Origin of the sequence: Limnohabitans sp. Jir61 (genome assembly GCF_003063545.1) — a bacterium.
GTDB lineage: Bacteria > Pseudomonadota > Gammaproteobacteria > Burkholderiales > Burkholderiaceae_C > Limnohabitans.
Genome location: NZ_NESD01000002.1, coordinates 43,958 through 69,950, shown reverse-complemented (window position 1 = coordinate 69,950; position 25,993 = coordinate 43,958). Strand labels below are relative to the sequence as shown.

Here is a 25,993-nt window from a genome sequence, read left to right as displayed (position 1 = left end):
ACCGGAGACCTCAATGAAAAATCGTTTTCTCAAAGTAGCTGCAGCTGCTGCATTGACCGTTGCGGCCATTGGCCAAACTGCATCGGCACAAGAAGTGACACTCAAAGTGCACCACTTCTTGCCAGCTTCTTCGTACGCACAAACCTTGTTCATTCAACCTTGGTGTGACCGCATTGCCAAAGAGTCGAACAACAAAATGAAGTGCCAGATTTATCCATCCATGCAGCTCGGTGGCTCGCCCCCTCAGTTGTTTGAACAGGCCCGTGACGGCGTGGCCGACGTGATTTGGACATTGCCTGGCTACACCGCTGGCCGCTTCCCATCCATCGAAGTGTTTGAATTGCCCTTCATGATGCAGAGCCCAGAAGCCACCAGCAAAGCGCTGTGGGACTATGTGGACCAATATGCCAAAGCTGAATTCAAAGACGTCAAGCCCTTGGCCTTCCACGTGCACGGCGACGGTGTGTTTCACATGACTAACAAACCCATCCGCACAGCGGCTGACTTAAAGGGTTTGAAACTCCGCGCCCCCACACGCACTACCAACAAGTTCATTGCTTTGTTGGGCGGCACACCCGTGAGCATGCCCGTGCCGCAAGTGGGTGACGCTTTGTCTAAAGGCGTGATCGACGGTGCTGTAGTGCCTTACGAAGTGGTGCCTGCAGTGAAAATTCAAGAGTTGGTGAAATTCCACTCTGAAACAGATCCCGCCGAACCCGCTTTCTACACTGCCACATTCGTGTTCGCGATGAACCAAGCCAAGTACGACTCTCTGTCGCCTGAGCTGAAGAAGGTGATTGATCAAAACAGTGGCCAAGCCTTGTCAGGCATGGCTGGTAAAGCTTTCTTGCAAGCAGACATTGAAGGCAAGAAAACCACTACCAAGAACACCGTCAACGTGATTCCAAAAGCCGAATTGGAAAACTGGAAAAAGATTGGTCAACCTTTGACCGACGACTGGGTGGCTGACATGAACAGCAAAGGCAAAAACGGCAAGCAAATGCTGGAAGGTGCCAAGGCACTGATTGCCAAGTACGCTGCAGGTAAGTAAAGCGTTTCTCGCTTGAAAAAAGGGTTCCCGTTCGGGAACCCTTTTTTCGTCTGTATACGTATGGTTTAGGACCGGCTGTAAACCAGGCCCGAAGCCACACCGCCAAACAAATCCCCTTCGACCAAAGGTACGCCTGCAAACTCAGCTTGCAGCGCTTCTTGGAACGTGCGCAATGCAGATGAACCCCCTGTGAGGTAAATAGCGTCTGGCTTGCCATTTGTCAGCCCAGCGCGTTGCACGCACTCGCGAGCGCAGGCGACAGTGTTGGCCAGCAGATGTGCCAAGTGTGTGTGTAAGTCGGTGCTACCCAATGTGGATGTCAAGTTAGTTTCTACATACGAGAGATCGATGTGCGTGTCACCGGCGGTTTGCGAGCAGCGAATCTTGGCTTGCTCCACATCGTGGGCCATGTGGTGGCCGTAGCGCGCGGTCAGCACACGCATCAATCGGTCATGCAAGCGTGTGTCGGTGTAGTTGGTTTGCAGTGCTTTGGCTTGCGCCATGGCTTTGGGTTGGTATTGCCAGTTGATCAAGTGCCAGGTGGACAATTCAAAGAACACGCGGTTGGGCACCTCGCGGCTGTCAGGGCCTAAGTGACCATAGCCCAGCAAAGGCATGACTTGGCCAAGGCTCAGCTTTTGATCAAAGTCTGTGCCACCAATGTGCACACCGGTGGTGGCCAGCACATCATCCGCACGGTGGGTCTTTTGCATGCGTTCAGGTCCTAGGCGTACGATGGTGAAGTCTGATGTGCCACCGCCAATATCTGCCACGAGGACGGTGGTTTCGCGTGTGAGACGTTGCTCGTAGTCCAGCGCCGCAGCGATGGGCTCGAATTGAAATGCGATGTCTGTGAAGCCCACAGCCTCTGCAGCTTGGCGCAACGAACTTTCAGCCTGCGCATCACGCTCGGCATCGTCGTCTACAAAGTGCACGGGGCGACCCATCACCACACGCGTGGGTGCTGTGCCCAGTTGTTGTGCGGCACGCTTGCGTAACTCAGTCAAGTAGGTGGTGATGATGTCTGAGAAGTTCACCAACTGGTTGTTGATGACAGTGGTCTCCATCAGCAACGGGCTACCTAGCAAGCTTTTGAGTGAGCGCATCAAGCGACCCTCGGTGCCTTCTAAGTAATGCGTGATGGCCTCACGGCCAAAGTGTGTGCTGTTTTCTTCGGCGTTGTAAAACACCGCCGTGGGCATGGCCAGTGCATCGCCTTCTAATGGAATCAGTTGAGATTTGCCTTGCGGTAAACCCCAAGCGATGGCGGAGTTAGACGTGCCGAAGTCAATGCCCAAAATGCCATCAGCACCTTGAGCGCTTTTGTTGGAAACGGTCATGTAGGAAGTTAGCTCACCAGCCCCACATAGACGTTTTGCACATCGTCGTTGTCGTCAATCGCAGACAGGAAAGCTTCGACTTCTTCCAAAGCTTCTGGGCTCAGGTTGGCTGGGTCCACAGGGTTCTTTGGCTTGTAGCCCAGCTTGGCAGACAGCACATTGAAGCCATGCGCGGGCAGGGCGCGGCTGACCAAGTCCAAATCTGTGGGTTCGGTGATGAACACGGAGGTGCCTTCGTCACCCGCTTCAAAGTCTTGGGCGCCTGCTTCGATAGCGGCCAACTCAGCGTCTGCATCAGGCGCTGTGGGTTCGGCTTCAATCAAACCAATGTGGTCAAAGTCCCACGACACCGAACCTGATGTACCGAGTTGGCCTTTGCGAAACAGCACGCGCATTTCGGGGGCGGTGCGGTTGACGTTGTCAGTCAAGCACTCGACCATCACCGCCACTTGGTGTGGCGCGTAGCCTTCGTAAATCACGCGTTCAAATTGCACGGTTTCGCCAGTGAGGCCCGCCCCTTTTTTGATGGCGCGGTCCAGCGTGTCTTTGGGCATGGACACCTTGCGGGCTTGTTCCATCACCATGCGCAGGCGTGCGTTGGCCGCAGGGTCTGCGCCGTTGCGCGCAGCGACCATGATGTCCTTGGCCAGTTTGCTAAAAACGCGGCCCTTGGCGTTGGCTGCTAAGTCTTTGCCTTTGGCTTTCCATTGAGCGCCCATGTGTGTGTTCCTTTATGTTTGATGTGTGTTGTTAGTTGTCGGCACTAGCGCTCCAGCGCTCGTCCCAAGCGTGTTCGATTTGTCGACGGTCGCGCTTGGTGGGGCGGCCGTGTTCAATGCTGTGAGCCGGCTCTGCGGCCATGCGGTTTTGTTCAGCCAGTTTGACGCGCAATGCGATGCTCTCTGGCGTTTCTTCGTACAACAGTTGTGCCACCGGCGCAGGGCCGCGTGCGGCGCTGATGCCTTTGACTTGAACAGTTTTGGTGATGTTGCCTTGGCGCACCGTGAGTATGTCGCCCACCTTCACTTCGCGTGCAGGCTTGACATCTTGGCCGTTGATTTGCACGCGGTGTTTGGTCACTTCATCACACGCGAGGCTGCGTGTTTTATAGAAGCGTGCGGCCCAGAGCCACTTGTCGATGCGCAGACTGTCCATCAGTGGTTGAACACGTCCAACACGCGTGTGAGGTCGTGGCCTGTATAGGTAGGCTTGGGGCCGATGGCTTCAAAAGGCAGTTGTTGGCGGTTTACCCACAGCGTGGTGAAACCAAACCATGTGGCACCCAGTGCATCCCAGCCGTTGCTGGACACAAACAAAATGTCTTGCTTTTCAGCTTGGATGGTTTGCTGCACCAAGCCGTAGGCTTCGGGTGATGTTTTGAACAGACGAATGGGGTCAACCGAGATGACGTGGTCAATCAAATCTGTCATGCCTGCACTCGACACCGCCGTGCTGAGCATGTCCATGCTGCCGTTGGACAGAATGGCGGTGGTGATGCCGCGCTCTTTCAGGCTTTGCAACACGCCTAAGTTTTCAGCGAAGGGCGTGAGCTTGGCGTATTGACCCATCAAGGCCTCAACATGTTCGGGCTTGGCATCTAGCTTGAAGCGTTCCAGCGTGTAGAGCAGGGCGCTGCGCGTGATGTCCCAAAACGATTGGTAGTAGCGGCTGCCTTCTGCGCGGTGCGGGTCAGACATGGTGATGAGCCGCGTGTAGTCAATCTGCTTGTCACGCCACAGCACTGAGATGGCTGCGCCTTGGCCCGGATACAACTGCTCCGCCAATGCGCCGATGGAATACACATCGAACAGCGTGCCATAGGCATCGAACACAACAGCTTGGATTGACATGGTTAGTCTTGGTTGGGCAACAAGCAGCAGGTGTCGCCACTGGCGGGACGCTCAATCTTGATGCGGTGGATATTGGGCAACGCACCTTTGAGGTCGTTGTAGATGAAGGCGCACAGGTTCTCTAACGTGGCTGGGCCAAGACCTGCCACTTCGTCAAGGAAATGGTGGTCGAGCTTCTCACGTACTTTTTCGACTTCTTGGCGCAAAAACGCGAGGTCCATCATCATCCCAGACTCAGGGTCTGGCTTGCCTGCAATGGTCACTTCGGCGTGATACGTGTGACCGTGGATGCGCAGGCTGCCTTCCGCATCAATTTTGCGGCGCAGGGTGTGGGCGGCTTCAAAGTAGAAGCGCTGGCTGAGTTCGTATGTCATCGGATGCCAATCAACTTATGGGTTTGCACGCTCAGTCGCCAGCGCGGGTGGGCTTGGCAATAGGCCACGGCCGCAGCGGTATTGGCCGCAGCGTTGGGCCCATCCATGGGCTGCAAGTAGAAATTTTCAAAATTCAAAGATTCATACAGTGCGGGCTCTGCGCCCACTTGCGGAAACACCAGTTTGAGTTCTTGGCCGGTTTCCACCACACGTTGGCTGCCGGCCTTTGGGCTCATGCAAAGCCAGTCAATGCCTTTGGGTGGTTGCACCGTGCCGTTGGTTTCCACCGCAATGGTGAAGCCTTGCGCGTGCAGTGCTTCGACCAAGGCCTCGTCCACTTGCAGCAGGGGCTCACCACCCGTTAGCACCACAAAGCGGTGCTGGGTGTCGCTGGCGGGCCAAAAGCTGGCAATGGCTGCGGCCAAGGCTTGGGGGCTGTCAAACTTGCCGCCATGCGTGCCATCGGTGCCCACAAAGTCGGTGTCGCAGAACTGGCAAATGGCCGTGCTGCGGTCCTCTTCGCGGCCGCTCCACAAGTTGCAGCCGGCGAAACGGCAAAACACGGCGGGTTGCCCTGCATTGGCGCCTTCACCTTGCAAGGTGTAGAACATTTCTTTCACGCTGTATGTCATGCCCGTATTTTCGCAGCAAGTTACGTGTCACCTTTTTGTGGGCCAATTGGGGCATGACAAACGCCATCCATCCCCTTGCCAACACCTTCGCACCCACCGGTGAACTGCGCGTCGCCATCAATGTGGGCAACCCCATCCTGGCTCGCCGCCACCCTGAGACGGGCGAACCCGAAGGCGTGTCGATCGATCTAGCCACCCAGCTGGCCCAGCGGCTAGGCGTGCCTTTGAAGCTGGTGGTGTTTGAGGCCGCCAGCAAATCGGTCGAGGCCGTGTCGGGTGAAGAGGCCGATGTGGGCTTTTTTGCCATCGACCCGCTGCGCGGTGCTGCCATCGCGTTTACTGCGCCCTACGTGCTGATTGAAGGCGCCTACATGGTCAAGCAAGACTCGCCCTTGCAAAGCAACGACGAAGTAGACCAAGCCCAACACACCGTGGTGGTGGGCAAGGGAAGTGCTTACGACCTGTACTTGAGTCGCGAAATCAAACATGCCCAGCTCGTGCGTAGCCCCACCTCGCCAGAGGTCGTGAGTTTCTTTTTAGAGCACCGCCACGATGTGGCGGCGGGGGTGAAGCCCCAGCTTGAAGCTGAGTTGCCACGCATTCCCGGCTTGCGCATGTTGCCTGGCCACTTCATGGTCATCTCACAAGCGATGGGTTTGCCTAAGAGCCGTGGCGATGAAGCTGCTGCGTATTTGCACCAGTTTGTTGAAGACATGAAGGCTACAGGTGTAGTGAAGCAGGCAATGGCGCGTCACCGCATTGAAGGTGCGACACTTGCACCTTTGGCGGGCTGAAAGGGGTTGAGCAGATGGACGTCTTGACGACGCAAACCCTGTCAGGGGTGCAGACCAGTATTGAAGTGGCGGGCACGGTGGCCTTTGCCCTGTCTGGCGTGATGGAAGCCGCCCGTAAAAAGCTCGATGCCGTGGGCGTGTGCGCCGTGGCCAGTGTGGCGGCTTTTGGTGGTGGGACATTGCGCGACGTGTTGCTGGACCGTCGCCCCTTGTTTTGGATTGAGCAGTCTTGGTATTTATGGACCGTGTTGGCTTTGTGTTTAGCCGCTATGTTTTTGATGCGCGCCAAGCACTTCAAACCCACAGAGAAATCAATGCAATGGCCTGATGCCTTGGGGTTGGGCCTGTTTGCGGCTAGTGGCACGCAAATCGCACTTGGTATGCAAATGCCCGCGCTTATTGCTGTATTGATGGGCGTCATCACCGCCACCTTTGGCGGCGTGTTGCGTGACATTGTGTGCAATGAAATTCCCACAGCATTTCATGATCACCATCCCTATGCTGTCTGCGCGTTTGCAGGTGGTTGGGTTGTGGTGGTGTTGCACTACTTGGGTTTTGATCCTAATGCAGTGGTTGCTATTGGTGCAGCCACTGTCACGCTGCTGCGCTTGGCAGCGCTTCAGTTTGAGTGGCGTTTGCCCACTTGGAAGATCGAAGATTGAATTGGCGTTTGAGTTAGTTAGATGGCCAAAAATAAACCCGCTTAGGCGGGTTTATTTTTTGAATGAAGCTTTGTTTATGACTTTGTTACTTCATGTCCCGCCATCAGCTCTAGCGACTTCACCAAGGCTGAGTGGTCTAGTTGGTCCCAACCATTCGATGCACAGGCTTGCATGAGCTGTGCGGCCGATGCCGTTTGTGGCAGTGAAACGCCAATGGCTTTGGCCCCATTGAGCGCCAAGGCCAAGTCTTTTTGGTGCAAGGCAATGCGAAAACCAGGGGCAAAGGTGCGCTTGATCATGCGTTCCCCATGCACTTCCAAAATACGGCTAGAGGCAAAACCGCCCATCAGCGCCGCACGCACTTTGGCTGGGTCAGCCCCCGCTTTGCTGGCAAACAGCAAGGCTTCGCCCACCGCAGCAATGTTCAAGGCCACGATGATTTGGTTCGCCACCTTGGTGGTTTGGCCATCACCGTTACCGCCCACGAGGGTGATGTTCTTGCCCATCAATTCAAACAAAGGCTTGACGGTGTTGAAGGTGGCTTCTGAGCCGCCCACCATGATGGTGAGGCTGGCTGCTTTGGCCCCCACCTCGCCGCCTGAGACGGGCGCATCCAGATACTCGCAGCCCAGTGCATTGATTTTTTGTGCAAAGGTTTTGGTGTCCATCGGCGAGATGGAACTCATGTCCACCACGATCTTGCCTTGACTCAAACCTTCGGCCACGCCGTCTTTGCCAAACAACACAGCTTCCACATCGGGTGTGTCAGGCAGCATCAAAAAGATGATGTCAGCAGCGCGAGCCACATCGGCATTGGTGGCGCAGACGTTTGCGCTGGAGAGTTCGGCGGGTACTTTGCTGCGCGTGCGAACGAACAAGTCGTACTTGGCTGCCAACAAATGTTGCGCCATGGGTGAGCCCATGATGCCTAAGCCGATGAAACCGATTTTCATGAAAACTTCCTTTGTGAAATTAGTAAGTGCCAGAAGACGTGGCTGTCTTCGAGGCGTGCATTTTTGAAATGATTTGCTGCGCACCTGCAGCCATCAAACGAGCATCTGAACTGACGGTGACGAATTGAAAGCCCTTGGCTATGCGTTTGAGCGCAGACTCTGGTGTGCCGTTGTGAATGCCTGCCACCACACCGTGTGCTTTGGCACGTGCCAAGATATGGTCCACCGCTTCGGCGGCTTTGGGGTCGAGGTCATCAAAGGTGGGGTTGCAGCCCAAGGCCAAAGACAAGTCAGATGGGCCGATGTAAATCGCATCTAAACCTTCGACGCTGAGGATGTCATCCAAGTTGTCTAAGGCCGCTGCGGTTTCAATCATGGCGAAGGTAACGATGGTGTCGTTCGCGTGTTTGGGGTAGTCGGCACCGCTGTAAAGCAAAGCTCGAACAGGGCCAAAGCTGCGTGTGCCACGAGGTGCGTAGTGGGTGTAGGCCACCAGTTTTTGAGCGTCTTCTTTGGTGTTGATCATGGGGCAGATCACGCCATAGGCGCCTGCATCCAAGCTCTTCATCAAGATGCCGGGTTCCAGCCATGGCACGCGCACCACAGGCACGGTGGCTGTGGTGGAGATGGCTTGCAGCATGGGGACCATCGCTTGGTAGTCGACCACGCCGTGTTGCAAATCGATGGTGAGGGAATCCCAGCCTTGGTGGGCCATGGTTTCTGCGGAAAAGCTGTTGGGAATGGCGAGCCAGCCGTTGACGACGGCTCCGCCTGATTGCCAAATTTCGCGAAGTTTGTTGGGGCGCATGATGTGTAGAAATTGAATAGAGTTATCGAACCATGCAAGGACGTTTGTGGTCAAACTTCCAGCCGGGGATGAGGTATTGCATGGCCACGGCGTCATCGCGTGCACCTAGGCCATGTTGCAGATAGAGCTGGTGTGCTTTCTCAACTTCCACCATGTCCAGCTCTACGCCGAGACCAGGCTTCTTGGGTACTTGCACATGACCGTTGATGATTTGCAAAGGTTCTTTCGTCAGACCATGACCGTCTTGCCAAATCCAATGGGTGTCGATAGCGGTGACCTTGCCTGGTGCGGCTGCTGCCACATGCGTGAACATGGCGAGCGATACATCAAAGTGGTTGTTAGAGTGTGAGCCCCAAGTGAGGCCCCAATCTCGGCAGGTTTGAGCTACGCGCACCGAACCGGCCATGGTCCAAAAATGAGGGTCAGCCAAGGGAATGTCCACGCTTTGCAGCGACAGCGAATGCACCATTTGCCGCCAGTCAGTGGCCACCATGTTGGTGGCGGTGGGTAGACCGGTTTCGCGGCGGAACTCGGCCATCACTTCACGACCACTGAAACCTTCTTCTGCACCGCAAGGGTCTTCTGCATAGGCCACCACGCCGCGCATGTCGCGCATCAAGCGCACAGCATCTTTGAGCAGCCAGCCGCCATTGGGGTCCAGCGTGATGCGCGCTTCGGGAAAGCGTTGGTGCAGAGCGGTGACGGCTTCGATTTCTGCTTCGCCCGCTAATACGCCGCCTTTGAGTTTGAAGTCGTTGAAACCATATTTCTCGCGCGCAGCTTCAGCCAAGCGCACCACGGATTCGGGTGTCATGGCTTTTTCGTTGCGCAAGCGAAACCACGTGTTGTCGGCTTCGGGCTCACTTCGGTAGTGCAGGTCGGTTTGGTTGCGGTCACCAATGAAGAATAAGTAGCCCAGCATCTCCACCGAACTGCGCTGCTGGCCTTCGCCTAAAAGTGCAGCCACAGGCACATCAAGGTGTTGGCCTAGCAAATCGAGCATGGCCGATTCCACTGCTGTGACGGCATGGATGGTGGTACGCAAATCGAAAGTTTGTAAGCCGCGCCCGCCCGCATCGCGGTCTGCAAAACGCGTGCGCATGGCGTTGAGTACAGCTTGTACATTGCCAATGGTTTGACCGACTACCAGTTCCGTGGCGTCTTGCAATGTGGCGCGGATTTTTTCACCACCTGGCACTTCGCCCACGCCGGTTCGGCCCGCGTTGTCGGTGAGGATGAGGATGTTGCGCGTGAAGTAGGGGCCGTGTGCGCCAGATAAATTCATCAACATGCTGTCTTGGCCCGCAACGGGGACGACACGCAATTGGGTGATGACGGGAGAGGTGTGAGGCATGAAGTCTTTGTGCGCCAACTTAGTCGGCTTTGATGTTGCGTGAATCGATCAATTTTTTCCAACGGGCAAACTCAGCGGCTTGATACGCAGTGAATTGCTCGGGCGTGTTGGCCACAATCTCAAAGCCCAAGTCCAGCAGCTTGGTTTTGACCTGTGGGTCATTCAAAGCCGCCACGATGGCCGCATGCAGCTTGGCTTTGATGTCTGCGGGCAAGCCCTTGGGCGCTGCTACGGCTTGCCATGAATACACATTGGCTTCTTTGATGCCTAACTCTTCGAGCGAGGGCACATTGGGCAACAGCGGCGAGCGCTTGGTGCTGGTGATGGAGAGCGCACGCAACTTGCCTGACAAGATTTGCGGCATGGCGGTGTTGATGTTCATGAACGATGAGTCCACTTGCGCGCCCAACAAATCGGTCATCACAGGACCGCCGCCTTTGTAGGGCACATGAATGCCGGTGGTGTTGGTTTGCAACCAGAACAGCTCAGCAGTGAGGTGATCGCTGCTGCCGTTGCCAGAGGAGGCAAAGGTCATCTTGTTGGGATTGGCTTTTTGGAAGGCAATCACATCGGCCATCGATTTATGCGGCGAGCTCGCAGGCACCACCAACACATTGGGCGCTTGCACGGCGATGCTGATGTAGTCGAAATCTTTCAGCGCGTCATAGGGCACTTTGGCCAACAAGTGCGGTGCAATCACATAAGGACCAAGGGACGACACCAACAATGTGTGGCCATCGGCAGGGGCGCGTGCCACAAAGCCTGCGCCAATCGTGCCCGTGGCACCTGCCTTGTTGTCGGTGATGAAGCTGCCGCCAAGTTTTTCTTGCAGCTTGGGTGCCAACGTGCGGGCAATCAAATCGGTGGCGCCACCTGGTGGGAAGGGCACAACCAAGGTGACAGGTTTGTCTGGCCAGGCGTGGGCAGAGGCAACCAGCAGCACGCTCGCAGTGAGTGCCAAGAATGAACGTCGAATTTTTAACATGCGGTGGCGCCTCGTGTGTTGGTGTAGATGGCATAGACCGAATGGCTGCTGGCCATGAAAAGGCGGTTGTGTTTGGCGCCGCCAAAGCACAGGTTGGCGCAACGCTCTGGCAAGTGGATATGGCCAATGGCCGTGCCATCAGGTGCAAACACACGCACACCATCGAGTTCTTCGGCTTTGGCACTTGTCGAACCATCACTGCCCCAGCCACACCAAATGTTGCCTTCGATGTCCACGGCGATGCCGTCTAGGGCGCCTGGCCCTTGTGCGTCGATCACCAAGCGTTTGTGGCTCAATGCACCGTTGGCGTCCACGTCATACGCCCACACTTTGCGGTGCGGTTTTGCTCGGCTTTCTACCAAGTACAACACCGACTCGTCGGAAGAGAAAGCCAATCCATTGGGGCCTTCAATGTCGGTCAGCACTTGTTGCAGTTCGCCATCGCTGGCGTCAATGCGATAAAGCGCATGGGGCAGTTCGGCAGGTGCTGCATCGCCTTCCCAATCGCCTGAAATACCAAAAGGGGGGTCGGTGAACCAAATTACACCATTGCGTTGGCAGACGATGTCGTTGGGGGAGTTCAAACGTTTGCCATCAAACGTATCGGCCAGCACGGTGATAGAGCCATCGTATTCGGTGCGGGTGATACGGCGTGTTTGGTGCTCACAGGTCAGCAAGCGGCCTTGTGCATCGCGTGTGAGGCCGTTGGCGTTGTGAGATGGCGACCGAAATTCACTCACGGACCCTGATGCATCGTCCCAACGCAAGATGCGGTTGTTGGGAATGTCAGATACCAGCAAATAGCGACCATCGCCAAACCACACAGGACCTTCAGCCCAACGCAAGCCAGAGGCCAGTTGCTCGACGCTGGCGCTGAACAAGCGCAGCTTGAGAAATCGGTCATCCAGTACTTGCACCCGAGGGTCTGGGTAGCGTGCGTTGGTGTCAAAGGCGATGGCAGGTCCTGTGGTCATGGTGTTATTTCAAAATCAAGTTGGGCAACCACATCGAGAACGCAGGCACATAGGTCACCAGCATCAAGGCTGCAATCAAGCCGCCATAGAACGGCCAAATGGTCTTCATCACGGTGCCCACAGATACTTCACCAATCGTGCAACCCACAAACTGTGTAGTGCCCACGGGTGGGGTGTTCAGTCCTAGGGCGCAATTGATGAGCATGACGATGCCGAATTGCTCTGTGCTCATGCCCATTTGTTGGCAGATGGGTAAGAAGATGGGGGTGCAAATCAAAATCGTCGCAGCCATGTCGAGGAAGGTGCCCAAGACGAACAAGATGATGTTGACGCACAAGAAGATGACCCAAGGTGTGGCGCTGATGCTCGACAACATTTGTCCTGTGAGTTCAGCCACACCATACAAACCAATCAAATAACCAAACATCGAACTGATGCCGATCAACAGCAACACAGCGCCCGTGCTTTTGACGGCTTTTGCCGCCGCTTTTAAAAACTGTTCGCGAGTGAGTTTCTTGTAGACCATCGTTGCCAAGAACAGAGCCCAAATCACGGCCACAGAGGCTGACTCAGTGGCCGTGAACGCGCCCGACAAAATGCCCACGATGATGATCACGACCACCAGCAAGCCTGGCAAAGATTGGGCAAACGAGTGCCCCACCACAGCCCAGCCAGGGAAGGTGCCTGATGGGTAGCCGCGCTTGACAGCTACTGCATACGCTGCGACCAAGTTACAAATGGTCAACACAATGGCGGGCACGATGCCGGCCAAGATCAAAGCCGCAATGCTCACCTTGCCACTGGCAGCCAGTGTGAAGATGATGAGGTTGTGGCTGGTGGGCATCAAAGCTCCGACCAATGAAGCATGGGTGGTCACGTTGACGGCATAGTCTGCGTCGTAACCTTCTTTTTTCATCTGCGGAATCAACACGGCACCCATGGCTGACACGTCTGCTACAGGTGATCCAGAGACGCCGCCAAACAAGGTGCATGCCAGCACATTGCTCATGCCCAAACCGCCGCGCACATGGCCGGCGAGTGACTTGGCGAAATCCACAATCTTGTCGGCGATGCCGCCATACATCATGATTTCACCGGCAAAGATGAAGAAGGGAATGGCTAAGAAAGAAAACGGGTTCATGCCCGAAATCATTTGTTGAAAGCCAACCGCGAGTGGCAAGCCTTCAAACAACAGTGTGGCCAAGGAGGATAAGCCGATTGAAAACGCAACGGGTACGCCAAGCAGCAGCAGAAGCGTGAAGCTCACGCACAAAATGGTCAGTGCCATGCGGGCTCCACCTCTTCACCGCGAATCAAAGCGATGATGTGTTCTATAGAAAACAAGGCAATCAAGACGCCGGCCATCGCAGGCGGTGCGTATTTGAATGCCTCAGACAAACCGAGGGTTGGGATTTTGTAATCCCACACGCTTTGTGCCAGCACGGCACAGTTGTAGGCCATCACCAAGCCAAAGCCTAAGACCAAGACGTGGATCAGTAACTCCATCTTCAAGCGCAACGCTTCCGGTGCGAGCACCAACAAAGATTCCAAGCCAATGTGTCCAGCATCGCGCACGCCCACGGCCATGCCCAGCATGGTCACGTACAGCACGAGCAGCACAGCACCACTCTCAGCCCAAGTGGGCGTGTCGTTGAGGATGTATCGACCAATGACTTGGTAGAGCACGGCGGCGATCAGCAGCACCAGGCCACCGACGCCTACCTTCAAACATAGCCGCGCGAGGGCGGCACAAAAGCGTGTGTACATGGCTTACTTGACAGCGTTGATGCGTTTGACCATGTCTTGAAGTTTTGGATCTTTCAAGAACTTGTCATACACGGGCTTCATCGCAGCTTGGAAAGCTGCTTTGTCGACTTCAATAATCTCTGCGCCGCCAGCTTTGACGATGGCGAGTGATTTGGTTTCACGCTCATCCCACAACTTGCGCATGTAAGTCACAGACTCTTTGGCAGCTGCGCGGATTTGTTTTTGTTCGTCAGCAGAGAGGGTGTCCCACACTTTTTTAGAGAACAGCAAGATTTCAGGTGCCATCGAGTGCTCTGTCTTGTTGTAGTACTTGGCGACTTCAAAGTGACGTGAGCTCTCATACGATGGGTAGTTGTTTTCCGCGGCATCGACCAAGCCGGTTTTCAGTGCGGTGTACACCTCGCCATATGGCATCGGTGTTGCGTTTGCGCCCATGGCTTCAAGCAGGGACACCCACAAATCGCTTTGCTGCACGCGCACCTTCAGGCCTTTGGCATCGGCCAAAGTTTTGATGGGTTTTTTAACGGTGTAGATCGAGCGTGCACCTGAGTCATAAAACGCCAAGCCCACAAATCCTTGGGCTTCACAGTCTTTCAAAATTTCTTCGCCGATTGGGCCGTCCAACACTTTGCGCATGTGTTCGGTGGAGCGGAACAAGAAGGGCATGGTGGGCACCATGGTGGCTGCGCAAATGTTGTTCATGGGCGCCACGTTCACACGTGCCATGGCAATGGCACCAAGTTTGGTTTGCTCAATGGTGTCTTTCTCATTGCCGAGGGCCGACTTTGAAAACACCTTGATGCTGTGTTTGCCTCCGGTGGCTTTGCTGAGCTCTTCACCCATGTGGCGCACGGCTTGAACGGTAGGATAGTCGTCAGGGTGAATGTCTGATGAGCGGAATTCAGTGGCGTTTGAAGCTAATGCAAACAGCGAAGCTGCTGCGGTAGCGACCAAGGTCTTGAGCAAGTTAGAACGAGGGGTCATGGGAGTCTCCTGTTGTGGTTAATAGTTAGAACGGACCAGTTTTGACAAAACCACCACCTTGGTAAATCACGGCAGGGTCATTCAAATCGAGGATGGGTTGCTTGGCTTCAGCAGCAGTTCGGAAGGGCTCAGAGTTGTCTTGAGGACGATAGCCAATGTGTTTAGCAGGGGTGTTGTCCCACCACACGTGGTGGTTGTCGGACATTCCGTAGATTACGCTGTAGCCAACGACGGGCGAACTCAAACTGGCGACGACCAAGCGCTCTAGATCGTCATAACTCATCCAGGTGGCGAGCATGCGGCGGTCTTTGGGTTCAGGGAACGACGAGCCAATGCGCATGCAGACGGTTTCAATGCCATAACGGTCAAAGTAGAAACGGGCGAGGTTTTCGCCAAAGGCTTTGCTAATTCCATAGTAGCCATCGGGGCGGACAGGCATGGTCGCGTCGATCACTTCGTCTTGGCGGTAAAACCCGGTGACGTGGTTGGAGCTGGCAAACACAATGCGGCGTGTGCCATGAATACGAGCGCCTTCGTACAGGTTGTAGGCGCCAATGATGTTGGCTTGCACGATGTCGTCAAACGGCTGTTCGGTGGAAATGCCACCCAAATGCACGACCGCATCCACACCTTCTAGCATCTTGAAGACAGCAGGACGGTCTTGCAAGGGTGCCGCCATGACTTCTTCGCCAGCAGCGGGCTCACCCAAATTGCCTAGGTCGCTCACCCTCAATACATCGCAGCGTGTTTTCAGACGTGGGCGCAAGACTTTGCCCAAACCACCAGCAGCGCCGGTCAGCAAGATGCGTGAGTACAAGTGGGTCGAGGTCGAAGCCATAAATATCTTTTCGTATGTTGAGAGGAAATTTCCTGTTCAATTTGGTAGCGCTACCAAATTAATTATGAGCATGTTAACGATGCCAAAACTGGCCGTCAATGCTTTTACCTCAGGGTTTTCGCTAGGGAGGTGCTGTCGCGCTCGATGATCGAAAAACCAACATCAACGATGCGTGACGGGACGTCGCGGCCTTCAGCACGGTCCATCAATTGGCGAGCTGCCAAGGTGCCGATGTGTTCACCGTTAATTCTTACTGTGGTGAGTGCTGGCACCATGTCGGCCACAAAGGGCACATCACCAAAGCCCATCACGGCGATGTCATCTGGGACCGACAAGCCTTGCGCTCGGGCCTGTGTCATCACGCCCAAGGCAAGCAAGTCTGAGCTGCAAAAAATAGCTTCGATTTCAGGGGCTTCAGTCAAGATGCGTGTCATGGCTTCGCGACCGCTTTTGAGCGACCGCGAGGCCCCAACGTTGACCACAAAAACGGGCGGTAAACCCATTTGTGCCAATGTGTCTTTAAAAGCAAGCGTGCGACGGTCAGCGCGCTCGTCTTCGGCGCGCACGATGGCAAATTTTTGGTAACCCTTGGCCGTTAAAAACTGCGCCACTTCTCGTCCGATGTCAGAGTGCGAAAAGCCAATCAACATGTCGATCGGTGTAGGCGTCAGATCCCAAGTTTCAACCACAGGAATACCCGAGGCCAACAGCCGTGTGCGTGCTTTGCCTGGCGGCAAGATCCCCGTCAAAAAGATGCCATCGGGCCGTCGACCAATGATGGCCTCGAGCAAGGTCTCTTCTCGGTCAGATGAATAGCCCGATTGCCCGAGCATGAGCTGGTAGCCCGCATCAAACAATGTGCTATTGAGTGACTCAATGGTTTCCATGAATACCGACACCACGGTGCTGGGTACCACAGCTGCAATGAGACGGCTGCGAGACGACGCCAACCCACCAGCCATGCGATTGGGCACATAGCCTGTGCGCTGCACGGCCTCTTGCACTTTGCGCAGCACATCGGGCGACACCTGGTTAGGGGTGTTGATGGCCCTTGATGCGGTGATAGGGGCCACACCCGCGAGCATGGCCACATCGCGCAGGGTGATGGCACCGCTGCTGCGGCGTGAACGTTTGGGTTGTTCTTTGTCGGACATGAAATTCGCTTGCTTAAGTTGCAATGGTACCGCTATCATTATGTCAATGGATGCCATCAGGCACAACAAATGATAGGAGACATCGATGACACCACTCACCATCCGCATGCATGCCCGCGACAACGTGGCCATTGTGGCGAATCAGGGCGGATTAGTTACTGGCACTGTGTTGAGCGATGGCATCACCTTGCGTGATCAAGTGCCGCAAGGTCACAAAGTTGCCTTGGTCGATATTGCGTCTGGCGCGCCGGTGTTGCGCTATGGCATTCCAATTGGCTTTGCCATGCAAGACATTGCTGCTGGCAGCTGGGTGCATGAGCGTTTGCTGCAAATGCCCTCGGCACGTGAGTTGGATAACTTGCCCATCGCCACCGTGAAGCCTGAACCCTTGCCAACGCTAGAGGGCTTCACCTTTGAGGGCTATCGCAATGCCGATGGTTCGGTGGGCACGCGCAACATTTTGGCCATCACCACCACAGTGCAGTGCGTCTCGGGGGTAGTTGAGTTTGCTGTGGAACGCATCAAAGCTGAGCTGTTACCCAAGTTTCCCCATGTGGACGATGTGGTGGGCCTTGAGCACACCTACGGCTGCGGTGTGGCCATTGATGCCGATGGTGCAGAGATTCCTATTCGAACCCTGCGCAACATTAGCTTGAACCCCAACTTTGGCGGTGAAGTGATGGTGGTGAGTTTGGGCTGCGAAAAACTGCAACCTGAGCGTTTGATGCCACCTGGCGCCATTCCCATCAACGACCAACGCGGCGAGGCACTTGATGTGGTGTGCCTACAAGATGACGCGCACGTGGGTTTCATGTCCATGATTGATTCGATCATGAAAACTGCGGAGCACCATTTGCAACGCTTGAATCAACGCCGTCGTGAGACCGTGCCTGCCAGCGAATTGGTGGTGGGTGTGCAGTGTGGCGGCAGCGATGCATTCTCGGGCGTGACAGCTAACCCCGCTGTGGGCTATTGCACCGATTTGTTGGTGCGAGCAGGTGCGAGTGTAATGTTCTCTGAAGTGACCGAAGTGCGCGACGGCATTGATCAACTCACCTCACGCGCGACCACGCCTGAAGTGGCAGAGGCCATGATTCGCGAGATGGCTTGGTACGACGCTTACCTGGCGCGCGGCCGCGCAGACCGCAGTGCCAACACCACGCCCGGCAACAAAAAAGGCGGCTTGTCCAACATCGTGGAAAAAGCCATGGGTTCGATCGTCAAGTCGGGCTCGGCACCCATCTCGGGCGTGCTGTCACCCGGCGAAAAGCTCAAGCAGAAGGGACTCATTTATGCGGCCACGCCTGCGAGTGATTTCATCTGCGGCACGCTGCAATTGGCTGCGGGTATGAACTTGCATGTGTTCACCACAGGGCGCGGCACGCCCTATGGTTTGGCTGAGTGCCCGGTCATCAAAGTAGCAACTCGCACAGATCTGGCGCGTCGCTGGCATGACCTGATGGATGTGAACGCGGGCACGATTGCCGACGGGTCCAAAACGATTGAAGAAGTCGGCACCGAGCTGTTTGAGCTGATGTTAGAAGTGGCCAGCGGCCGCAAGAAAACATGGGCCGAGCACTGGAAGTTGCACAACGCCTTGGTGTTGTTCAACCCAGCACCCGTGACCTGAGATTGCTTAAACGATTTTCACGCTGAGGTTGGGCAAACCGTCGATGTGCATTTCAATCACATCGCCGCGAACCACAGGCCCCACGTTTTCAGGAGTGCCTGCGTAGATGATGTCACCTGGAAACAGCTCAAACGCTTCTGAGAGTTTGCTGATTTGTTCAGCCACAGACCAAATCATTTGGTTCAAATCTGCTTTTTGTTTGACTTGTCCATTCACCTTGAGCCAAATGTCACCTTTGGTGAAGTGACCTGTTTGTGCCACTTTGTGAACCGCACCGATGGGGGCTGATTGGTCAAAGCTTTTGCCAATTTCCCAAGGCTTCTTTTGATCACCCATGCCCCGTTGCAAATCGCGGCGTGTCATGTCAAGACCTAGGGTGTAGCCATAGACCAAGTCGAGCGCCTTATCAACGGAGATGTTGCGGCCACCTTTGCCCAGCACCGCCACCAATTCGGCTTCGTAGTGGTAGTTTTTGGTGAGAGTGGGGTAGGAATGGTCAGCCACCGTGCCTGCGGCTACGTATTGAATGGCATCCGTGGGTTTTTGGAAGAAGAAGGGTGGTTCGCGTGTGGGGTCTGATCCCATTTCGCGGGCATGTGCAGCGTAGTTGCGGCCAATGCAATAGATGCGTCGAATCGGAAACATCTCGTCCGATCCGACAATGGGGATGTAGGTAGCTGGTACGGTGAAAGGTGTCTTTGGCGTATGGGCTGCCATACCCGGTGTGGCGCAACCCACAAGGGCTCCAGATGTGACGAGGGCAGAATTCTGAAAGAATTGACGGCGTTTCATGTGTTGTCTCCTTGTGCTTTTGTGTCGCATTCTTGCCCATCGCTGAACGTTGCGCCAGTGGTGTCTGACACGTTGGTTACTCGAATTTTTTCTCTTTCTTTATGCACGTTCTGTATTCATTTCGCCGCTGCCCTTATGCGATGCGAGCACGCTTGGCTTTACAAGTCAGCGGCGTGGCTTATGAACATCGTGAAGTCGCATTGAAGGCGAAGCCAGTCGACATGCTGGCTGTGTCACCCAAAGGCACAGTGCCTGTGTTGTGCTTGGATTCAGGGGAGGTGCTGGAGCAAAGCTTAGACATCATGTACTGGGCTTTGGCGCAGAAGGATCCCGATGGCTGGTTGCCTGCCTATCCGCAAGCCAAGGCGAATGCAGATGCGTTGATTGCTGCTAATGATGGCGAATTCAAAGCCAACTTAGATCGCTACAAATACCCGCAGCGCTTTGGCTTGAACGACGGCTTGAAACACCGTGATTTAGGTGCAGCTTGGCTCAGCGAACTCGATGTTCAGCTACATAAAACTGCTTATTTATCGGGCGCACACTGGGGTTTGAGCGATGCGTGTTTGGCGCCATTCGTGCGACAGTTTGCGCGCACCGACCGCGCTTGGTTTGATGCGCAGCCTTGGGTGCATTTGTCGCGATGGTTGCTGGCGTTTGAAGCCTCAGACGCGTTTGCCGCCGTGATGCACAAGCACCCGTTGTGGGTGCCGTAACAGGCCTAAGCCGCCGCCTTCAAGAAGTCCATCACCAGCTGCCATTGCGCGGGCTCGTTCAATGCGGGTGCATGGCCGCAGCCTGCGATCTCTTCAGTGCGTAGCAAACCCTTGGTGCCTGGTCCGCGGGTGTGCATGGTTTGGATGGTCTCGGGTGAAATCAAATCCGAATGCGTACCGCGCATCACCATGACGGGAATGTTGAGTGTGTCGTACTCGTTCCACATGGGGTACTCAGGCACTTCACGGAAAAACTGCTGCGTGATGTGAGGGTCGTAGTGCGGCGTCACGCGGCCGTCGGGCAGGCGGCGTGTGGAGGTCTCGGTCAAGTGTCGCCACTGCGCATCTGTCTGGTAGCCGAAGGGGGCATAGGCTGCACGGAAGAAGGCTTCTAACTCTGGCACGGTGTCAAACGCTGGGGGCTGGCCTGCGTAGGCTTTGATGCGCTCCACTGCCACAGAAGAAATTTCAGGTGCGATGTCATTGAGCAGCAAGCTGCGAATGCGCCCTTGCAAGGCCGGTACTTCTAACCCGGCAGAGCAGACCAAGCCCAAAGCGCCACCCATGGAGGTGCCAATCCAGTGGGTTTTTTCAATGTGCAGCGCATTCATCAAGTCCAAAGTGATGCGTGCGTAGGTGGCAAAGCTGTAGTCGTCTTTGGGGGCGGGGCTCCACTGGCTCAGTCCTCGGCCAATGGTGTCGGGGCAAATCACGCGGTAGTGTGCGCACAGCTGCTCGGCCAAGGCGTCAAAGTCGCGGCCTGTGCGGGCCAAACCGTGCCATGCAATCACCACGGGCAGCGAGGCATCGCCCCACGCGGTGTAGTGGATGTTGAAGCCGTGGCATTGCAAATAGTGTGAGCTGGGTTTCATGTGAGGCGCCTTTGTCAGATGTCATTTTGCTTGAGCGTTTACGATTGACCCATGCAATTGCAAGATATTTTGTATTCCCAAGGTTTTGGCACGCGACGTATTTGTGCGGGCTTGATTCAACAAGGTTACGTGCAGGTCGATCTGGGCGAGGGCTTGGTCACCTGTGACGATGCGCTTGAAGACGTAGACGTGCGTGAAGGTCTGTCGTACTCGGTGCAAGGCGTGCTGTGGCCGTATCACGCCAAAGCTTATGTGCTGCTGCACAAGCCCGCAGGCTACGAGTGTTCGCACAAGCCTTCGGCATGGCCCAGCATGTACACCTTGCTGCCACCGCCTTTGCGCTACCGACCTCAAAAAAGTGCGGTGCAAGGCGTCCAAGCAGTAGGGCGCTTGGACCAAGACACCACGGGTATGTTGGTTCTGACCGACGATGGCCCGTTGATTCACCGCATGAGTTCACCCCGTCACCATGTGCCCAAGGTGTATGAGGTGACGACCGATGACCCGCTGGACGACAAGCAAGTGCAACGTCTGCTCTACGGTGTGGTGTTGGATGATTCACCTAAGCCCGTCAAAGCCGCAGCCTGTGTGGCCGTAGCCGAGCACCACATGCGCCTGACGCTGACCGAAGGCAAGTACCACCAAGTCAAACGCATGTTGGCAGCGGTTGGCAACAAAGTGGTGGGTTTGCACCGCTCGCAAATTGGCGCCATGCCTTTGCCGGCCGATTTGGCGCCGGGTCAGTGGCGATGGATCAGCGAAGACGAATTGAAGCGACTAGCTACAAACGCTTAACTTTTTAGGTCTTTGGTCATTATTTGTTTTGGATCAAGCGGTTTTCGACCGATTTGAAGGCCTTCCTGCCCATGAGGTGGACCTCGCTCGTTACACTGGGTGCAGATTTTTCAAGGTATTTTCGTGTTTTTGATTCAACGTTTAACGCTGGCTATGGCGGGCGTGCTGCTTTTGGCAGTTCCGGCTGCGCAAGCGGCCAACCCTATTTTTGTGCTCAATTCTTTGGACGCCAATGTCAGCGTCATTGACCCTGTCACTTGGCAAGAAACCCGTCGTATTTCAACGGGCAAAGAACCGCATCACATCTACCTCACACCAGACGAAAAATCGGTCATCGTGGCTAATGCTGGTGGTGATTCGCTGACCTTCATCGATCCACGCACGGCCGAAGTGCAACGTGTGGTGCGCGGCACGATTGACCCTTACCAGCTGCGCTTTTCACCCGACATGAAGTGGTTTGTCACGGTGGCCAATCGCTTGAACCACATCGACATTTACCGCTGGGATGGCAAAGAGCTAACGCTGGCTAAACGCATTCCTTCCAGCAAAACGCCCAGCCACATTTGGATTGATACCAAAAGCACCACGGCTTACGCCACCATGCAAGACAGCAACGAGCTGGTCGCGGTGGACTTGGCCACACAAACTCTCAAGTGGCGCATCAAAACAGGCGAAATGCCTGCTGATGTGTTTGGTACGCCTAACGACAAATACCTTTTAGTAGGCTTGACTGGTGACAACCATGTGCAAGTGTTTGATGTGTCTGGCACACAGCCGAAGTTGTTTAAAACTATCCCCACAGGCGCAGGTGCACATGCATTTCGCGCAGCAGGCGATGGCCGCCATGTTTTTGTGGGCAACCGCGTAGCCAACACGGTCAACAAAATCGATTACCTCAACTTAGAGTCGGTCATGCAGTTCACCGCACCTGGCGGGCCTGATTGCATGGAAGTCACAGCCGATGGCAAGTTTTTGTTCGTATCATCGCGCTGGATTAAAAAAATGAGCGTGATTGACACAACAACAGGTCAATTGGTGCGGCAAGTGAAAGTTGGCAAATCGCCGCATGGCGTTTGGACTTTGGACCACGCGAAGCGGTATTGATGACTATGCGTTGCTTGGTACTTGGTTTTTTCGCCTCACTGAGCATCGCAGCACATGCAGCTGCGCCCTGCAGCAAGCCTCTTTACCTCACGTTTGACACAGGTCACATGGGCGTGGCACCGCTGATTGCAGAGGTGCTGAATCGTCAAAACGTCAAGGTCACCTTCTTCGCCGCCAATGAACCCACCAAGGTAGGTGATGGCTCACTGGGCGAGCACTGGGCACCCTGGTGGAAAGCGCGTGGGGCTGAAGGCCACGCGTTTGCCTCACACACGTTTGACCACGTTTATTGGCGCTCTGACCTGCCACGTGGCAGCTGGCAAATGCGCCCGACAGCCGGCCCGAACAAAGGGCAAACAGAGGTATGGACCAGCCAGCGTTACTGTGACCAACTTCAACTTTCCAACACGCGCCTAGAGCAAATTACGGGCGTGAAGCCTTTGCCCTTGTTTCGTGCGCCAGGTGGCAAAACATCACCATCGTTGCTCACGGCAGCTAAGCAATGCGGCTTTGCGCATGTGGGCTGGGCGGATGCGGGCTTTTTAGGGGATGAGTTGCCCAGCGATAAATTCCCCAACGCCATGCTGCAGCAACGTGCCTTGAGCAACATTCGCTCGGGCGACATTTTGATGGCGCACCTGGGCATTTGGTCGCGCCAAGATCCGTGGGCTCCGACCGTGCTCGAGCCTTTGATTGAAGGCCTCAAAGCCAAAGGGTTTTGTTTCGCCACGCTCAAAGAGCATCCAAAATACAAACCATGGATACGCTGATTGACTTGTTTGCCAACACGCAAGCCGCTTTGTATGAAAGCGTGATGCAGCCCATTGCCTTCGTTTTAGGCATGGGCAGCCGGTTGGAAGATGTGTTCAATGGCACGGGTTGGCTGCTGGTGGGATTGATACAAATTGCGGTCATGGTGGTTGTAATTGGCCCCTTGCAGCGCTGGCGCCCTGTGGAGTCATTGACCGATCAAAAAGCCATTCGCGCCGATGTGATTTACACGCTCATTCATCGTTTGGGTTTGTTTCGCGTGGTGTTGTTTTTGTTGGTGGATCCTGTGCTCGATACGCTTATGGGTGAGCTGCGGGTGCAAGGCGTGGGAACTTTCCATTTGGAAGACCTGTGGCCAGGTGTGACCGATGTCCCACTGACCAGCTTTTTGATCTACCTCGTAGTGTTTGACTTCGTCAACTACTGGTTGCACCGCGCACAGCATCATTGGAACTGGTGGTGGGCTTTGCACGCCTTGCACCACTCGCAACGCCAGATGACCCAATGGACCGACAACCGCAACCACTTGCTGGACGATTTGATCGGTGCGATTATTTGGGTGTTGATCGCTCAGTTCATCGGCATTGCCCCGACGCAGTTTGTTGCGGTTGTTGCGATTACCCAGTTGTTTGAAAACTTCCAGCACGCCAATTTGCGTGTGAGTTTTGGCCAATGGGGCGAGCGATTGTGGGTCAGCCCACGCTTTCACCGGTTGCACCATGCCATTGGTTTGGGGCATGAAACAGCCCAAGGCGCAAAGGTTGTTTTAGGTGGGCACAACTTTGGCGTGCTGCTACCGTGGTGGGACATCCTGTTTGGAACCGCTAACTTCGATTTGCGTTTCGAGGCCACCGGCATCCGTGATCAAGTTGAGCAGGGGGTTGATTACGGCGAAGGTTTCTGGTCGCAGCAGCGATTGGGTATCAAACGCCTCATGTGCGCTTTGGGTTTTTCATCTACGCGTTAAATACCTGCGGTATGCTTTTAGCATGCGTTTGTTCTTTGATTCTTTTTGGCGTGCGTTTGCTTATTGCTTGATGCCGCGCGTCATGGTCCTCTCACTGCTGCCACTGGCCATGTTGCTGGTGCTGTCGCTGAGCTGGGGTTATTTCTATTGGTCGCCCACCCAAGATTGGGTGCGCGACATGCTGGCATCTTGGCAAGTGTTGCAAGGCATGCTGGAGTGGTTACAAGACCAAGGCGCAGGTGAGTTGCAGGCGGTGGTGATACCGCTGGTGGTGATTTTTGCAATCACGCCCATCTTGGTGATCATCTCTTTGCTGGCGGTGTCTTTGATGATGACCCCAGCCTTGGTCGATTTAGTGGTGCAACGACGTTTCGCGCACTTGGCCCTGAAGCACGGCGGCACCACACTGACAAGCTTGGCTTGGACGGTGGGATCTACGGTCATTGCGATGGGCGCCATGGTCATTACTTTGCCGCTTTGGGCTGTGCCACCTTTGATGTTCATCGTGCCGCCGCTCATTTGGGGTTGGCTGAGCTACCGTGTGATGGTGTTTGATGCCTTAGTTACGCATGCCAGCCGTGAAGAGCGCTTGGCCATTGGCCGCCAGCACCGCATTTGGTTGTTGATGATTGGTGTGCTGACGGGGTATTTGGGCGCCTTGCCCAGCATTGTGTGGGCCTCAGGCGCTGTGTTTGCAGCGGCGTTTTTGGTGCTCATTCCATTGGCAATTTGGATATATGCCTTGGTGTTCGCCTTCACGTCGTTGTGGTTCACGCATTACAGCTTGGGCGCGCTGGAAGCCCTGCGTGCGGAGTCGGGCACTGTGGTGATGGGCGCCTCGGTGCCACTACCCACGTTAGCATCTGCAGATGACTCAAACACACCCACACCCCCAAGCCTCTAAAGCGCGGCCAGAGTTTGGCCTCATCATCGTTGGCGATGAAATCCTCTCGGGCAAACGTGCCGACAAGCACATGCCCAAACTCATTGAACTCTTAAGCGCGCGTGGGCTGTCCCTGGATTGGGCCGACTACGTGGGTGATTCGCCTGAGCGCATCACGCGCACCTTAGCCCGTGCGTTCGAAAGCAACAGCATTGTGTTTTCGTGCGGCGGCATTGGCGCCACGCCGGACGACCACACGCGTCAATGCGCAGGCAAAGCCTTGGGGGTGGACATCGTGTTGCACCCGCAAGCCGAGGCCTTGATTCGCGAGCGCATGCAAGACACAGCCAAAGAGCAGGGCGTGCCGTATGAGCCTGACCGTCACGACAACATCCACCGCCTCAACATGGGGGTGTTTCCGGTCGGCGCGCAGATCATCCCCAACCCATACAACAAGATTCCGGGCTTTACTTGTCACGGTGCTGGTGGCGGCGCTGTGCACTTTGTGCCGGGCTTTCCGGTGATGGCTTGGCCCATGATGGAATGGGTGCTTGACACGCATTACCCGCATCTGTTTCAACACGATGCTTGGATCGAGCAGTCCATCGTCATCTATGGCTCGATGGAAGCCACAATCACGCCGCTGATGGAAGCTTTAGAGCGCGATTTCGACGGCATCAAAATATTCAGCTTGCCCAGCGTGGATCACCCCGTGCATGGGCGCCACATTGAGTTGGGCGTGAAAGGTGCGCCAGAAAAGGTTGCACCTGCTTACGCCGCAATGCTGGCAGGGCTTCAACCATTTGGCTTTAAGTTAGGCCCAGAAATGGTGCGTAAATAATTGCGACTCGTTTTGGTGCAAAATAGCACCAAAACAGTGCTCATCAGTTTTTCGATTTTGCACACCAGAATGCGTTTTTGCGGCTGATTAGCGCGAATCTCG

At 55.2% G+C, this 25,993-nt stretch carries 29 protein-coding genes; 11 read left to right on the top strand and 18 right to left on the bottom strand.

What is annotated here, in order from left to right; genetic code table 11:
- The first annotated feature begins 13 nt into the window (after positions 1–13).
- The gene (locus B9Z35_RS06595) at positions 14–1,051 is read left to right on the top strand and encodes a TRAP transporter substrate-binding protein (protein WP_108282919.1); all 1,038 of its coding nucleotides are present in this window, start codon (positions 14–16) and stop codon (positions 1,049–1,051) included.
- Positions 1,052–1,116: 65 nt separating this feature from the next.
- On the opposite strand, the gene B9Z35_RS06590 is transcribed toward B9Z35_RS06595, so the two are convergent.
- The 6 genes from B9Z35_RS06590 to queE are packed head-to-tail and all read right to left on the bottom strand — an operon-like array spanning position 1,117 to position 5,247.
- Positions 1,117–2,391, bottom strand: a complete 1,275-nt coding sequence (locus B9Z35_RS06590; protein WP_108282918.1) for an Hsp70 family protein — start codon at positions 2,389–2,391, stop codon at positions 1,117–1,119.
- A gap of 8 nt (positions 2,392–2,399) precedes the next feature.
- Entirely contained in the window at positions 2,400–3,110 is a 711-nt protein-coding gene (locus tag B9Z35_RS06585) for a YebC/PmpR family DNA-binding transcriptional regulator (RefSeq protein ID WP_108282917.1), read from the bottom strand.
- A 31-nt stretch (positions 3,111–3,141) separates the two neighbouring features.
- Complete coding sequence (locus tag B9Z35_RS06580) at positions 3,142–3,546, bottom strand: RNA-binding S4 domain-containing protein (protein ID WP_108282916.1); 405 nt, start codon at positions 3,544–3,546, stop codon at positions 3,142–3,144.
- Positions 3,546–4,241: a haloacid dehalogenase type II gene (locus B9Z35_RS06575; protein ID WP_108282915.1), complete on the bottom strand. Its 696-nt coding sequence runs from the start codon at positions 4,239–4,241 to the stop codon at positions 3,546–3,548. The genes B9Z35_RS06580 and B9Z35_RS06575 overlap by 1 nt, the downstream gene beginning before the upstream one ends.
- 2 nt (positions 4,242–4,243) lie before the next feature.
- Positions 4,244–4,615 (bottom strand): 6-carboxytetrahydropterin synthase, encoded by a 372-nt coding sequence (locus B9Z35_RS06570; protein WP_108282914.1) that lies wholly within the window; start codon positions 4,613–4,615, stop codon positions 4,244–4,246.
- Entirely contained in the window at positions 4,612–5,247 is a 636-nt protein-coding gene (queE, locus tag B9Z35_RS06565) for a 7-carboxy-7-deazaguanine synthase (RefSeq protein ID WP_108282913.1), read from the bottom strand. Before queE ends, B9Z35_RS06570 begins: the two co-directional genes overlap by 4 nt.
- A gap of 53 nt (positions 5,248–5,300) precedes the next feature.
- On the opposite strand from queE, the gene B9Z35_RS06560 reads away from it, so the two are divergent.
- Both B9Z35_RS06560 and B9Z35_RS06555 read left to right on the top strand, forming a co-directional pair.
- The gene (locus B9Z35_RS06560; RefSeq protein WP_108282912.1) at positions 5,301–6,041 is read left to right on the top strand and encodes an ABC transporter substrate-binding protein; all 741 of its coding nucleotides are present in this window, start codon (positions 5,301–5,303) and stop codon (positions 6,039–6,041) included.
- Between the two features lie 14 nt (positions 6,042–6,055).
- Positions 6,056–6,703: a trimeric intracellular cation channel family protein gene (locus B9Z35_RS06555; protein WP_108282911.1), complete on the top strand. Its 648-nt coding sequence runs from the start codon at positions 6,056–6,058 to the stop codon at positions 6,701–6,703.
- Between the two features lie 74 nt (positions 6,704–6,777).
- On the opposite strand, the gene B9Z35_RS06550 is transcribed toward B9Z35_RS06555, so the two are convergent.
- The 10 genes from B9Z35_RS06550 to B9Z35_RS06505 all read right to left on the bottom strand — a co-directional run bounded on the left by B9Z35_RS06550 (position 6,778) and on the right by B9Z35_RS06505 (position 16,520).
- Positions 6,778–7,656, bottom strand: a complete 879-nt coding sequence (locus B9Z35_RS06550) for a 2-hydroxy-3-oxopropionate reductase (RefSeq protein WP_108282910.1) — start codon at positions 7,654–7,656, stop codon at positions 6,778–6,780.
- A 19-nt stretch (positions 7,657–7,675) separates the two neighbouring features.
- Positions 7,676–8,464, bottom strand: a complete 789-nt coding sequence (locus tag B9Z35_RS06545; protein WP_108282909.1) for an HpcH/HpaI aldolase/citrate lyase family protein — start codon at positions 8,462–8,464, stop codon at positions 7,676–7,678.
- A gap of 22 nt (positions 8,465–8,486) precedes the next feature.
- Positions 8,487–9,818 carry a glucarate dehydratase gene (gene gudD / locus B9Z35_RS06540; RefSeq protein WP_108283487.1) on the bottom strand — a complete coding sequence of 444 codons (1,332 nt, stop codon included), beginning with the start codon at positions 9,816–9,818 and terminating at the stop codon, positions 8,487–8,489.
- Positions 9,819–9,837: 19 nt separating this feature from the next.
- Complete coding sequence (locus B9Z35_RS06535) at positions 9,838–10,803, bottom strand: tripartite tricarboxylate transporter substrate binding protein (RefSeq protein ID WP_108282908.1); 966 nt, start codon at positions 10,801–10,803, stop codon at positions 9,838–9,840.
- A complete protein-coding gene (locus B9Z35_RS06530; RefSeq protein ID WP_108282907.1) occupies positions 10,797–11,777 on the bottom strand; it encodes an SMP-30/gluconolactonase/LRE family protein in 981 nt (326 codons plus the stop codon). The genes B9Z35_RS06535 and B9Z35_RS06530 overlap by 7 nt, the downstream gene beginning before the upstream one ends.
- Before the next feature lie 4 nt (positions 11,778–11,781).
- Positions 11,782–13,065, bottom strand: a complete 1,284-nt coding sequence (locus tag B9Z35_RS06525; protein WP_108282906.1) for a TRAP transporter large permease — start codon at positions 13,063–13,065, stop codon at positions 11,782–11,784.
- A complete protein-coding gene (locus B9Z35_RS06520; RefSeq protein WP_108282905.1) occupies positions 13,056–13,544 on the bottom strand; it encodes a TRAP transporter small permease in 489 nt (162 codons plus the stop codon). The genes B9Z35_RS06525 and B9Z35_RS06520 overlap by 10 nt, the downstream gene beginning before the upstream one ends.
- 3 nt (positions 13,545–13,547) lie before the next feature.
- Positions 13,548–14,528, bottom strand: a complete 981-nt coding sequence (locus B9Z35_RS06515; RefSeq protein ID WP_108282904.1) for a TRAP transporter substrate-binding protein — start codon at positions 14,526–14,528, stop codon at positions 13,548–13,550.
- Between the two features lie 25 nt (positions 14,529–14,553).
- Positions 14,554–15,366: an NAD(P)-dependent oxidoreductase gene (locus B9Z35_RS06510; RefSeq protein ID WP_108282903.1), complete on the bottom strand. Its 813-nt coding sequence runs from the start codon at positions 15,364–15,366 to the stop codon at positions 14,554–14,556.
- A 104-nt stretch (positions 15,367–15,470) separates the two neighbouring features.
- Positions 15,471–16,520 carry a LacI family DNA-binding transcriptional regulator gene (locus B9Z35_RS06505; protein ID WP_108282902.1) on the bottom strand — a complete coding sequence of 350 codons (1,050 nt, stop codon included), beginning with the start codon at positions 16,518–16,520 and terminating at the stop codon, positions 15,471–15,473.
- A gap of 85 nt (positions 16,521–16,605) precedes the next feature.
- Here B9Z35_RS06505 and garD point away from each other — a divergent pair, with 85 nt between their 5' ends.
- Entirely contained in the window at positions 16,606–18,150 is a 1,545-nt protein-coding gene (gene garD, locus B9Z35_RS06500) for a galactarate dehydratase (RefSeq protein WP_108282901.1), read from the top strand.
- A 6-nt stretch (positions 18,151–18,156) separates the two neighbouring features.
- Here garD and B9Z35_RS06495 read toward each other — a convergent pair whose 3' ends face one another.
- Complete coding sequence (locus B9Z35_RS06495; protein ID WP_108282900.1) at positions 18,157–18,942, bottom strand: fumarylacetoacetate hydrolase family protein; 786 nt, start codon at positions 18,940–18,942, stop codon at positions 18,157–18,159.
- Between the two features lie 101 nt (positions 18,943–19,043).
- On the opposite strand from B9Z35_RS06495, the gene B9Z35_RS06490 reads away from it, so the two are divergent.
- Positions 19,044–19,658: a glutathione S-transferase gene (locus B9Z35_RS06490; protein WP_108282899.1), complete on the top strand. Its 615-nt coding sequence runs from the start codon at positions 19,044–19,046 to the stop codon at positions 19,656–19,658.
- 5 nt (positions 19,659–19,663) lie between these two features.
- Here the strand turns inward: B9Z35_RS06490 and B9Z35_RS06485 are convergent, their stop codons facing one another.
- Positions 19,664–20,530 carry an alpha/beta fold hydrolase gene (locus B9Z35_RS06485; protein ID WP_108282898.1) on the bottom strand — a complete coding sequence of 289 codons (867 nt, stop codon included), beginning with the start codon at positions 20,528–20,530 and terminating at the stop codon, positions 19,664–19,666.
- Between the two features lie 51 nt (positions 20,531–20,581).
- Here B9Z35_RS06485 and B9Z35_RS06480 point away from each other — a divergent pair, with 51 nt between their 5' ends.
- The 6 genes from B9Z35_RS06480 to B9Z35_RS06455 all read left to right on the top strand — a co-directional run bounded on the left by B9Z35_RS06480 (position 20,582) and on the right by B9Z35_RS06455 (position 25,891).
- Positions 20,582–21,325 carry a pseudouridine synthase gene (locus B9Z35_RS06480; protein ID WP_108282897.1) on the top strand — a complete coding sequence of 248 codons (744 nt, stop codon included), beginning with the start codon at positions 20,582–20,584 and terminating at the stop codon, positions 21,323–21,325.
- 153 nt (positions 21,326–21,478) lie between these two features.
- A complete protein-coding gene (locus B9Z35_RS06475; protein WP_108283486.1) occupies positions 21,479–22,429 on the top strand; it encodes a YncE family protein in 951 nt (316 codons plus the stop codon).
- Positions 22,429–23,199, top strand: a complete 771-nt coding sequence (locus tag B9Z35_RS06470; protein WP_108282896.1) for a polysaccharide deacetylase family protein — start codon at positions 22,429–22,431, stop codon at positions 23,197–23,199. The genes B9Z35_RS06475 and B9Z35_RS06470 overlap by 1 nt, the downstream gene beginning before the upstream one ends.
- Complete coding sequence (locus B9Z35_RS06465) at positions 23,187–24,167, top strand: sterol desaturase family protein (RefSeq protein ID WP_108282895.1); 981 nt, start codon at positions 23,187–23,189, stop codon at positions 24,165–24,167. The genes B9Z35_RS06470 and B9Z35_RS06465 overlap by 13 nt, the downstream gene beginning before the upstream one ends.
- 22 nt (positions 24,168–24,189) lie before the next feature.
- The gene (locus B9Z35_RS06460; protein ID WP_108282894.1) at positions 24,190–25,071 is read left to right on the top strand and encodes an EI24 domain-containing protein; all 882 of its coding nucleotides are present in this window, start codon (positions 24,190–24,192) and stop codon (positions 25,069–25,071) included.
- Complete coding sequence (locus B9Z35_RS06455; RefSeq protein ID WP_108282893.1) at positions 25,037–25,891, top strand: molybdopterin-binding protein; 855 nt, start codon at positions 25,037–25,039, stop codon at positions 25,889–25,891. Before B9Z35_RS06460 ends, B9Z35_RS06455 begins: the two co-directional genes overlap by 35 nt.
- The last annotated feature ends 102 nt before the right edge of the window (positions 25,892–25,993 follow it).